10 protein-coding genes and 1 pseudogene are annotated in these 10775 nt (G+C 40.5%); 3 read left to right on the top strand and 8 right to left on the bottom strand.

Features of this window, described 5'->3' with window-relative positions:
* The 7 genes and pseudogenes from fliI to P20429_RS13510 all read right to left on the bottom strand — a co-directional run.
* Nucleotides 1-378, bottom strand: a pseudogene (fliI, locus tag P20429_RS19310) (flagellum-specific ATP synthase FliI); the annotation flags it as partial.
* Between the two features lie 18 nt (nucleotides 379-396).
* Complete coding sequence (gene fliH, locus P20429_RS13485) at nucleotides 397-1203, bottom strand: flagellar assembly protein FliH (RefSeq protein ID WP_007581882.1); 807 nt, start codon at nucleotides 1201-1203, stop codon at nucleotides 397-399.
* 3 nt (nucleotides 1204-1206) lie between these two features.
* Nucleotides 1207-2247 (bottom strand): flagellar motor switch protein FliG, encoded by a 1041-nt coding sequence (fliG, locus tag P20429_RS13490; protein ID WP_007581881.1) that lies wholly within the window; start codon nucleotides 2245-2247, stop codon nucleotides 1207-1209.
* The gene (gene fliF / locus P20429_RS13495; protein ID WP_007581880.1) at nucleotides 2240-3955 is read right to left on the bottom strand and encodes a flagellar basal-body MS-ring/collar protein FliF; all 1716 of its coding nucleotides are present in this window, start codon (nucleotides 3953-3955) and stop codon (nucleotides 2240-2242) included. Before fliF ends, fliG begins: the two co-directional genes overlap by 8 nt.
* Nucleotides 3956-3975: 20 nt before the next feature.
* Nucleotides 3976-4308: a flagellar hook-basal body complex protein FliE gene (gene fliE, locus P20429_RS13500; protein WP_007581879.1), complete on the bottom strand. Its 333-nt coding sequence runs from the start codon at nucleotides 4306-4308 to the stop codon at nucleotides 3976-3978.
* A gap of 156 nt (nucleotides 4309-4464) precedes the next feature.
* Nucleotides 4465-5931 (bottom strand): sigma-54 dependent transcriptional regulator, encoded by a 1467-nt coding sequence (locus tag P20429_RS13505; RefSeq protein ID WP_007581878.1) that lies wholly within the window; start codon nucleotides 5929-5931, stop codon nucleotides 4465-4467.
* A complete protein-coding gene (locus P20429_RS13510; RefSeq protein ID WP_007581877.1) occupies nucleotides 5928-7040 on the bottom strand; it encodes a PAS domain-containing sensor histidine kinase in 1113 nt (370 codons plus the stop codon). The genes P20429_RS13505 and P20429_RS13510 overlap by 4 nt, the downstream gene beginning before the upstream one ends.
* 132 nt (nucleotides 7041-7172) lie before the next feature.
* Here P20429_RS13510 and P20429_RS13515 point away from each other — a divergent pair, with 132 nt between their 5' ends.
* Complete coding sequence (locus P20429_RS13515) at nucleotides 7173-7766, top strand: DNA-3-methyladenine glycosylase I (protein WP_007581876.1); 594 nt, start codon at nucleotides 7173-7175, stop codon at nucleotides 7764-7766.
* Nucleotides 7767-8104: 338 nt separating this feature from the next.
* Here P20429_RS13515 and P20429_RS13520 read toward each other — a convergent pair whose 3' ends face one another.
* Nucleotides 8105-9541 (bottom strand): sigma-54-dependent Fis family transcriptional regulator, encoded by a 1437-nt coding sequence (locus P20429_RS13520; RefSeq protein ID WP_007581875.1) that lies wholly within the window; start codon nucleotides 9539-9541, stop codon nucleotides 8105-8107.
* A 433-nt stretch (nucleotides 9542-9974) separates the two neighbouring features.
* Between P20429_RS13520 and fliS the strand changes: the two genes are divergently transcribed.
* Both fliS and P20429_RS13530 read left to right on the top strand, forming a co-directional pair.
* Nucleotides 9975-10376 carry a flagellar export chaperone FliS gene (gene fliS / locus P20429_RS13525; RefSeq protein ID WP_007581874.1) on the top strand — a complete coding sequence of 134 codons (402 nt, stop codon included), beginning with the start codon at nucleotides 9975-9977 and terminating at the stop codon, nucleotides 10374-10376.
* An 8-nt stretch (nucleotides 10377-10384) separates the two neighbouring features.
* Nucleotides 10385-10696: a hypothetical protein gene (locus tag P20429_RS13530; protein ID WP_007581873.1), complete on the top strand. Its 312-nt coding sequence runs from the start codon at nucleotides 10385-10387 to the stop codon at nucleotides 10694-10696.
* Nucleotides 10697-10775: the final 79 nt, after the last annotated feature.

Below are 10775 nucleotides of genomic sequence, written 5' to 3'. Positions count from 1 at the left end.
ATGCTCAGCATTAATTTTACCTAAGCCATCTAGCGGTCGCCCTAAACCATCCACCACGCGGCCTAATAAACTCATCCCTACAGGTAAACCTAAATTATTTACTTGAGGAATAACACGCGCACCAGGTAATACACCAGAGATGTGGTCGTTAGGCATTAAGTACAAAGTTTGATCGTTAAAACCGACTATTTCGGCGTCTACAAAGCCGCTCATAGTTTCTATTTTACATTGGCTACCAACGGGTGCACGTAAACCTCTAGCCTCAAGGGTAAGGCCAACAACACGCGTTAAAATACCTGCCACAGCAGGCGCCGGGGTTTTAATATGTTGTTGATATTGAGATAAGCGTTCGCTTAAAGGTGCACGTTGAGTTGACATAACACGCCAATAAAATAGTTAGATACCACTATTATGCAAAAAACTATCCAACGTTTCTTTGACACGTGTTTTAAGGGTCATGTCGAGTGACGATTGCGCTGTTTTAACTTCACAGCCACCGCGCTCAAGAGTGGGCTCTGCCATTAATTGCCAGTTATTATCAATAATGGTTTGTTCGCCGTAGCTCTCTTTTATGAGTTCTAAGTCTTCGGGGTTTAAATGGATTCGTACTTTTTCTTGCTCCGCATTAAGTGAATCAATACTTTGCTTTAACGTATGTAAAATCACATCAGGCGATGTTTTTACTTCTTGATAAATAACAGCTTCCGCCAACATGCTAGCAAGTTGTACTAATTGCTTCTCAGCTTGTTCGTCCACTTTATCTAGCGGTGCAGTTAGCCCCTCTAAAATGGCTTTTAAACTTGTTAACTGCTCTTCAATTAATGGTTTTACATCTTCAAGGCCTTGTGTTTTACCTTGCTCTAAGCCTTCTTTGTAGCCAGCTTCTTTACCTTCGCCAACGCCTTTTTCAAAGCCGTCTATGTAGCCTTGCTCATGACCTTGTTTAAGGCCTTCTTCGTACGCGTCTTGTCTAATGCGTTCAAGCTCAATCATGGTAAGCGCAGGGAGTTCTGGTTCTTGTGGCTCATCAATAGGCATTTCTTCGGCTAATTCTTTTTTGTACAGCTCACTAAGCGGTGTGCCGTAAGCCGTAGAGCGATTGCCAAAGCTGCTCTCATCTGGTGCTACATCCGGAATAGCCCAGTTTTTTAATAATTCATCTGCTTCATCAGCCCGAAGTGTGCGTCCTTTTAGTTTGCTCATGGTTTACAGGAACTCCTCGCCACCGCCGCCGCCCAGCTGAATTTCACCTGAGTCAGATAAACGACGCGCTGTTGATAAAATCTCTTTTTGCGCCGCTTCTACTTCGCTTATACGTACCGGGGCCATAGCTTCTAAATCATCAGCAAGCATTTCGGCTGCACGCTTAGACATATTGCCCAGTATTTTGTCTTTAAGCGCATCGTCGGTGCCCTTAATTGCTTTCATTAATACGTCTTGTTGTACTTCTCGTAGGATTGCTTGAATACCACGGTCTTCAACATCCATTAAGTTTTCAAACACAAACATAAGATCTTGAATCTGCTGCGACATCTCTTCGTCATGTTCACGAATAGAGTCCATTAACTGCCCTTCTACATTGGTATCTAGGTAGTTCATAATATCTGCAGCGGCTTTTAAGCCACCCATTTTAGCGGCTTGTGCACCTGCTTGGCCGGCAAATTGTTTTTCCATGATTTCGTTTAGCTCTTGCAGTGCTGCCGGCTGAACTTCTTCAAGGTTTGCAATACGCATGGTTAAATCTAAGCGCACTTTTTCAGGGAACTGAGCAATAATTTCAGCAGACTGCTCTGGCTCTAAGTACGATAATACAATGGTTTGAATTTGTGGATGCTCATTACGAATAATGTTTGCTACCTGCTTAGAGTCCATCCATTTTAATGAATCCAAGCCTTTAGCGCCTGAGCCCATAACAATTTGGTCAATAAGGCTAGCGGCTTTGTCTTCACCAAGTGCTGCTGTAAGCGCTTTTTTAATAAAGTCTTCTGACTGAAAACCAATGGTACTAAAGCTTTGAATTTGTTCTATAAACAAGTTGTGTACAGCGCTAATCTTAGCTTGTGATAAGTCCTGTAACCCAGCCATCGCCATACCCACTTTTTGCACCTGTTTAGGTTCTAAGTGTTTAAGGATTTGCGCGGCATCTTCTTCTGATAAACTCAAAAGTAATATAGCGGCTTTATCTACCCCATCTAGCTTATCAACATCAAAGGCTGGCGGGAGTTGTTTTTGTTCTTGATCAGTCATCTTCTGTTAACCACGCTTTGACTACTTGTGATGATAGTTCTGGTTCGTTAGCTACAAGGGCACGAATTGCTTTAAGTAAATCTTCGTCGCCATGTAAATCCGGTAACTGCAGTGTACCATCACTTGAGAAACCAACCGAAGCAGAATCAAAGTCTTTATTTAGCATATCAAGCGTGTTGTCGCCAATATCTACGCCTGAACTTAATGCATCTTCGTCGTATTCTTCTAGTGTATCGTCTGGGTAAATTAAGCGTTTAAGCATTGGTTTTACTACTGCCATTATCAATACAATGATAACTAAGGCGCCTAATACAAGGCGGGCTATTTTCATAAACCAGTCTTGTTCCCACAGTGGCACTTCTATTGCTAAATTTGTTTCTTCACGTACAAACGGCACTGTCACTACTTCAAGTGCATCACCACGTTGCATATCAAAACCTACACCACCTTGTAGTAAGCGACGAATATTTGACAATGCCTCTACCGAGCGTGGAGTCATGGTTGTTTCACCGTTTTCTCCCACTTTAGCAATGTAGTCAACAGCAACTGATACGCTTATCCTACGTATTACACCACTTTGCTGGCGCTTATGAGAAATTGTAGTGTCGAGTTCATAATTACGTGTGGCTTCTTTGTGGCTGCGTGTTGGTGACGTAGCTGTGCCTGCACCACCTTGCCCCGCAACCTCAGGAATGTTCGAATTTAACGGTGGCTGATTTGTAAGCGCACCTGGAATACCAACAGCTAGGCCGCCAATGTTATTTTCTTCAAATGTGGTTTCGCTTCTAACCGCTGGTAGGTCTGGGTTATAACGCTTTTGAGTTTCCTCAATCGAGCTAAAGTCCATGCTCAAATCAACTTGGGCTGTATAGTTTGCAAGCCCAACAACCGGTATTAAAATACTGTCTATTTTTTCAAGATACTCTTGTTCGCGCTTACGTTCTAAATCGTATTCTTTACGAGAGCGTGCTGCTAATGAGCTTTGCGAACCTGAATTTAGTAATCGACCATTTTGATCGGTAACAGTAACTCGCATAGGCTCTAAACCCTGTACTGCCGAAGCAATCATATCAACAACAGAATCTACTTCTTCACGGTCGAGTGAGCGTCCACGCTTAAGCGTTAATACAACTGTAGCTGATGGTTTTTTTTCTCTGCGGGCAAATACGTTTTCTTTAGGAATGGCTAACAATACTTTGGCGCGAGTAATGTTGTTAAGTTCTTCAATGGTGCGTGCTAACTGCTGTTCTCGACCATGTTTTAGGCGTTCGCGCTCTAAGCGTTGGCTTACACCAAAGCCCATATCTTGCATAATTATGTCAGAGCCCGACGCTGGCCCTTGCTCTAACCCTTCGCGGGTCATTAACAATTTAATATTTTGGTATTCGCTTTCATCAACCGACACAACGTTGCCATCTAGTTGATATTCAATTTGTTGCGCATCTAAAAAGTCGAGCGTTTGAATAAGCTCTTCAGTTTGCATTTTGCCTAACGGGCGCATATCTGGCTGACGAGCCCAAATAATAATGAAAATCGCGATAGCTAAACAAATAGCCAATGCTATAACCAATGTTACTTGGCGCAATACATCAACACCATTTAAAGCACTTAAGTAGCCTGATTTTTGTTCTTGTTGATCATCACCACCACTTTGGTCAATACCGCCACCAGCAAGTGCTAGGTCTGTAGATTGGTTAGATTGCGCCACAATAATTCTCCACTACCTAATTAAACAGGCATGTTCATGATTTCTTTATAAGCTTCAACAAGTTTATTACGAACCTGTACTGTAGCCTCAAAAGCAACTGACGATTTTTGAGAAGCAATCATCGCCTCAGCAAGCGATACACTTCGATCACCCATCTCAACTGCTGTTACTTTTTGAGCGGCATCTTGTTGTAATCCGTGCACTGAATTTAGTGCATCACTTAGCATGTCGCCAAACTGGGAAGTAGAAGTAGGTTGAACTTGAGTCGGCAATTTATTTATTTGATTATTACGGCCGGCTTCTAAAGCCATTGATTGCATTTCTTGAAATACAGCACTGTTTTGAATTTTCATAATTTATCTCTGACACGCAGTGAACTCTTATAAGTAATAAAGCACAAAGCATGCCAAATAATTAATCATTAAAATACAATAGGTTAACTTTAATTTTTGTTAGTCAGAGTTTTGACAACCCTAAGTTCGCAGCGCAAACTTAGGGTTTATAGGAGGCTATGCAGGAAGTGAAATACCTAAATCGCGCATTTGCGCTAGTTTATAACGTAAAGTTCGTGGGCTTATGCCCAACGTTTCGGCAACGTCTTTACGCTTACCTTGGCAACGTGCAAGGGTTTCTAAAATAATGCGATGCTCTTTGTCTTTAAGCTCATCTTTATAGCTACCGGTATCTGCCGCTAGTAAACCTTGTTTGGGTTCATCCTCGGCATGCGATTTTTCATCATAATATGCAGAGCTTAGCGTGCTTTTATCAACGCCTTTATCTGCGTGAGCTAATTCTGTTGGCGATACTATTTGCGCTGGTGCCAATGATGGCTCCATAACAAAGTTATTAGATACTAAGTTTTCGATAAAAATAGCATGCTCGTTTATTGTGTTACCCGTGCGCAATATAAGTGCACGCTGTATAACGTTATCAAGCTCGCGCACATTACCAGGCCACGCGTGAGCCAGTAACTTTTGCTCGGCAGCTTTATCTAAATACGCCATAGGCTCTTTGCTTTTACTTATATGGCGCTCAATTAAATGCTTAGCCAATACAATAATATCGCCAGGGCGTTGGCACAATGGACGCCACATTAGTGGAAAAACATTAAGCCTGTAATATAAATCTTCTCTAAACTGATTTTCAGACACGGCTTCTTTTAAATCACGATTACTGGTTGCCAAAATACGTACATCGAGCTGGATTGTTTTACGGCCCCCTAAACGCTCTACTTCACGCTCTTGCAGTACGCGTAAAAGTTTAGCTTGTAGCCCTAAGTCCATCTCAGTAATTTCATCAAGTAAAATAGTACCGCCTTGTGCTTGCTCAAACTTACCCGGACATGCTTGAATCGCGCCCGTAAAAGCTCCTTTTTCGTAACCAAATAACGTGGCTTCGAGCATATTTTCAGGAATAGCCGCGCAGTTAATCGCTACAAATGGCTCATTACATCGGCTCGACTTATCATGAATATAACGCGCAAGTACTTCCTTACCCGAACCACTTGGGCCAAGTACCATTACACTTGCATCAGAGCGTGCTACTTTACTTGCAAGCTCCAATAATTGAATACTAGTTGGGTCGGCAACAATAGGTCCGTCGGTTTCTTTTGCTTTTTCAGGCAAATAACGGCTCACCATATTTAACAGCACTTCAGGTGCAAATGGTTTAGCCATGTAGTCAATTGCACCTAGGCGCATCGCCTCTACCGCATCGTCAATTGTGGCGTACGCCGTCATCATCAATACAGGTAAATCAGGGTGGTTTAATTTAATACTGCGTAGTAAATCAAGTCCACTCATTGCGCCCATTTGCACGTCGCTTACAACAAGCGAAAATTGATCTTTTTTAAGCAGTAACATTGCTTGCTCAGCACTGTTGGCTGCAACACATTCAATACCCGACATTTCAAGGGTGTCTATTAAGGCTTCACGAAGCCCAGCGTCATCTTCGACAACTAAAATAGTGTTACTCATAATGAACCCTCTAGTTTAGATGTTGCCTTAATAGGCAGTAACAAGCTAAAGCAGGCACCACCCTGCGTATTATTAGTCACATCAACACGACCTTGGTGCGCACTAGCCACCGAACTCACTACAGCAAGCCCTAAACCTGTGCCCTGACTTTTGGTAGTAAAAAATGGTTCAAAAATTTTATCGCTTTGGCTTAAATCAACACCTGGGCCATTGTCGCTCACACTAATACGAACCATATCTAAATCTTTTAAATCTCTTTGTGCGCTAATTTTTACTTTTGCACCGCCGCCAATAACTTGAATACTATTGTGCACAAGATTTTGAATAGCACTGGCCAATGCCGTTTTATTACCGACTATTTGTATATCTGGCTCTGGTAAGCTTACATCCAGTTCACTTTCATTAAGTGCGACCATCGCATCAGCGCCCGCTTTAACTTCTGTTAAAAGCTGCTGCATTGAAACTTGCTCAACAACTTGCTGATCGCCACTTTTAGCAAATAACAGCATGTCGTTTACTTGAGTTTCTAAATCTTTTAAACGCGACATTAACTTTGTTTGAAAGTTATCGCGAGATGCTTCGGGTAAGCGCTTAGACCCTAAATTAGCGGCGTAAAGCATAGCGGCTGAGAGCGGTGTACGGACTTGATGCGCCAGTGACGCAACCATTTTACCCAGCGCGCTTAATCGCTGCATATGTGCAACACGTTTTTGTAAGCGGCGAGTTTCGGTTAAATCCGTCATTAAAATAAGTTGCCCAGGCTCTGGTGCTAAAGCGGTAATATCAAGCTTTATTAGGCGCCCGTCTTTTAAAGACACTTCGTGGCCATCATCTTGATGCGGCCTAAAAGAGCGCTGAATAACATTAAACCAGCGTTCGCCTTCAAGTGGCTCGCCAAGCATATCAATCGCTATTTGATTCGCTTTTGCAATCAACCCTTTGCCATCAAGTACAACCACGCCTGCTGGCATGGTATCAACCAAATGCGAAAGCCAACTTGCTTGCTTGCGCAGATCGCTTAATTCACCAATGTACTCCTCTTGAAGTAAACATGGGTTATACTGATTTGCAGAAAAAAACTGTGGTTTTAGCACGCTAGCAAGGGCCATAATCAAATCTCGAATTGATGTAGATACATGTCTAAATGCACGATTTATACCAAAATTTATTTACATACTTATCATTAAGTTACATCAATAATTTGAGCGACATAAAAATGACGCACACAAAAAGGAATAATAATGAGTGAGCAAATAAAGTGCCGTTGCCCGTGGCTCGACACCACTAAACCCGACTACGTTATTTACCATGATGAAGAATGGGGCGTCCCCCTTTATGATGATACAAAGCTGTTTGAATTTATCACGCTTGAATCAGCGCAAGCAGGCTTAAGCTGGTACACAATTTTAAAAAAACGCAGCGGTTACAAAAAAGCATTTGCTAATTTTGATGTACAAATAGTGGCACAATTCACACAAGATGACGTTGATAGACTAATGCTTAATGAAGGTATTGTGCGCAATCGCTTAAAAATTGCGGCAACTGTTAACAACGCTAAACGCTTTATAGAAATACAAGAAGAATTTGGAAGTTTTAGTCACTACCAATGGCAGTTTGTCGATAATAAACCGATTATAAGTAATTTAAATAACGCTGAGGACTACCCTGCAATTACAGAGGCATCAACTGCATTTGCTAAAGATTTAAAAAAGCGGGGTTTTAAGTTTTTAGGCCCAACAACGGTTTACGCTCATATGCAGGCCTGCGGTATGGTTAACGATCACAGTAATGATTGTTTTAGAAAAGAAGAAATTATTAAGACTTTTAGTGAGTAAGTGATTTATAACCATAGAAGTGATTTGTTCACAAAGAGGTTAAGAGACGCTGCGCTTTAGAGAAGTAAAGCGTAAGTTGACAATGGCTTCTCATTTACCTTCGTTTTTCTCTTTGTGAAATAACGTTTTATTTAAATGATTAAAAGCTACACTTTTCACGCGAGCAAGTCTAGCGTCTACAACAAAAGTAAAAACCGTGTAGGTGCGAATTTACTTCGCGCTCTTGCTAATATTTTTTAAGTAAAGTGCGGTATAAAACCGCACCTACAAAACGAGGGGTTCTTTATCTAGTGTGTTTGGCCAATTTATAACTAAACACTGACAGCTGCTTTTAAACCTTAATCTCTTGAAAGATTATACTTTTTCATTTTCTCAACGAGTGTTGTTCTGCGTACACCCAATATCTCTGCAGCGCGAGCTACAACGTAATCATAGCGCTCTAACGCTTGGGTTATTAAGCTTATTTCAAGTTCGGCTAAATAATCTTTAAGTTCAATACCATCGTCTGGCAATAAACCACTACCCGTTTGGCTAAACTCAGCGTCTGGCTCACTTTCATAATCACTAAAACCGGTGCTAAATATGTCGTTAAAGGCGTCTTTTTCCATTAACTCTTCAGGGTATTCTGGCTCGTAGGCTTCAACTTCAATGTAACGATATTTATTAGGTAAATCGGGTATATCGACCACTTTTTCAGGGAACATAATAACCATTCGTTCCACTAAGTTAGCAAGCTCACGAATATTACCAGGCCAAGCATGTTCTTTTAAGCTCTCAACTGCGCGCTCAGTAAACTTAGCGGTAGAACCTGTTTGGTCGTTAACACGGCGCATTAACTCTTTTAAAAGCAGCGGAATATCATCAGCACGTTCACTCAGCGATGGGTTTTCGATAGGAAATACATTTAAGCGGTAATATAAATCTTCCCTAAAACTACCCTCTTCAATCATTGTTTCTAAGTTACGATGCGTGGCCGCAATAACGCGTACATCAGCCTGAATAGCCTTTGTGCCACCAACACGCTCGTAGCTGCGTTCTTGCAATACTCGCAGCAACTTAACTTGCATTTGCAGTGGCATATCGCCTATTTCATCTAAAAATAGCGTTCCACCTTGAGCAAGTTCAAAGCGCCCTTTACGCGCCGATATAGCACCAGTAAACGCGCCCTTTTCATGGCCAAATAGTTCACTTTCGAGCAGCTCTGCAGGAATAGCACCACAGTTAACTGGTACAAACGGTCCATTAATACGCTTTGAAAGCAGGTGTACATTACGGGCAACCACTTCTTTACCAGTACCTGATTCGCCTAAAATTAAAACATTAGCGTCGGTTTTTGCCACTTGTTCAATTAAAAAGCGAACATCTTTTACGGCCTCTGTTTCACCAACAAGTCCATCAAAAATCTTATGCGGTTTAGTATGCTTATGCTCATTAGGCAGCATACGCTGATATTGCTGACAATCGTGAAGTAACTGAGTTGTCACTTCGTGATTAAATGGCTCGCAAATAAGCCCCACCACATTAGCTATACTTAATAGTGGTTTTAGCGTTTCGCCAATTAATAAAAACGGTAATGTTGGATAGCGTTTAATTAAGCTTTCGTGGTCAAGTGATTGCAACGCTCCTAAAATAATCATGCATTCTTGCTGCTGATATTTTTTGCATTCTTGTTCAAAGCAGTCTTCGCTTAATAGTTGAGCAGCTTCACCAATAAAGCCAAGCGAAGCATTTAATCCTATTGCGCGGTTGTTGTTATTATCTAAAATCAAGATCATATTTAGCGAGCCGTACTTTCACTAATTTGTATAATTAGTTAAATTGTAAGCCAGTTCAGCATGGATGCAAGTGATAGCGGCAGTTTTTTGACATAAACGCCAAAAAACAGACGGGCTAGTTAAGTCAATCATACTTAATAGTTAATCATTAAGTATGAGTTGTAGTTTTAACTTAGTTATTACTCAACGATTACCTAAATACAACTTAGCTCTAATAATTAATTTACTCGGCTATAAAAATGCTATTGTTAGTAAATAAACTCAATTATAAATTTAAGTTGAGATTACAAATGCCGATATATAGATAAGTGAAAATGCTTGGCATTAATATTGCTTTGTTCTTATAAAAGTATAAAAGCTTTATTGATTTTTTATATAAGTTTTTATAATAGCTTTCACATAATTTTATCGTTTTAAATTTTAGGATTCTCCCATGGCTCATGTCTCAGTAAAAAAATACGGTCAAGTTCGTGCTAGTAGTATTGCCGAAATGACTCCTTACGAACAAATAAATCTTATATTCAGTAATATTATCGGCCGCTTAGCGGCAACAAAAGGGTTTATTGAGCGCAAAGAAATACAAAAGAAAGGTGAAAACATTTCGGCCTGTGTTTTATTATTTGGTGCCCTACAAGACGCACTTAATTTAGAAGTAGAACAAGACCCTAGTATCTCTAACAATTTATTAGCACTTTACGATTACTGCCAACGTCGCTTAACGCAAGCTAACCTAAACAACGACATTGAAGCAATTATTGAAGTATCAAGTATTGTTAAAGAAATTAAAGAAGGTTGGAATAATATTCCGCTAGATCAACGCAGCCCTGCGGTTTAATTTAAATTATGGACTCGCCAACACTTTCAGAGCCACCAACAAACTATTCTGAGCTCATACAAACGTTGCTTAGTAAAATTGAAGCGTTAGTAAATGATGATAATGCAGACGAAGCTCAGCCTTTTTTAGACACTTTAAATACTAAACTAAAGCAATGGTGCGAAAGTACCGAAGGTCCAAGCGCAGAGCAATTAGAATTAATTCAGCTTCGTATAAATACTATTTTAGTAAAAGCGAATAGTGCAAAAAGCGAATCATCAAAAGCTATTATTAAACATAAAAAGTCAGGAAAGGCGATAAAAGCTTATAAAGCCATCTAGTAAATGGATTTAATAAACTACCTTTATTCTAACTAAATACATGGCTATAGTTTACTATTTTAATCAAAGAATAATACAC

Origin of the sequence: Pseudoalteromonas sp. BSi20429, assembly GCF_000238895.1 — a bacterium.
Lineage (GTDB): Bacteria > Pseudomonadota > Gammaproteobacteria > Enterobacterales > Alteromonadaceae > Pseudoalteromonas > Pseudoalteromonas arctica.
The sequence above is the reverse complement of the archived record's forward strand: the minus strand, read 5'-3'. Positions and strand labels throughout refer to the sequence as shown.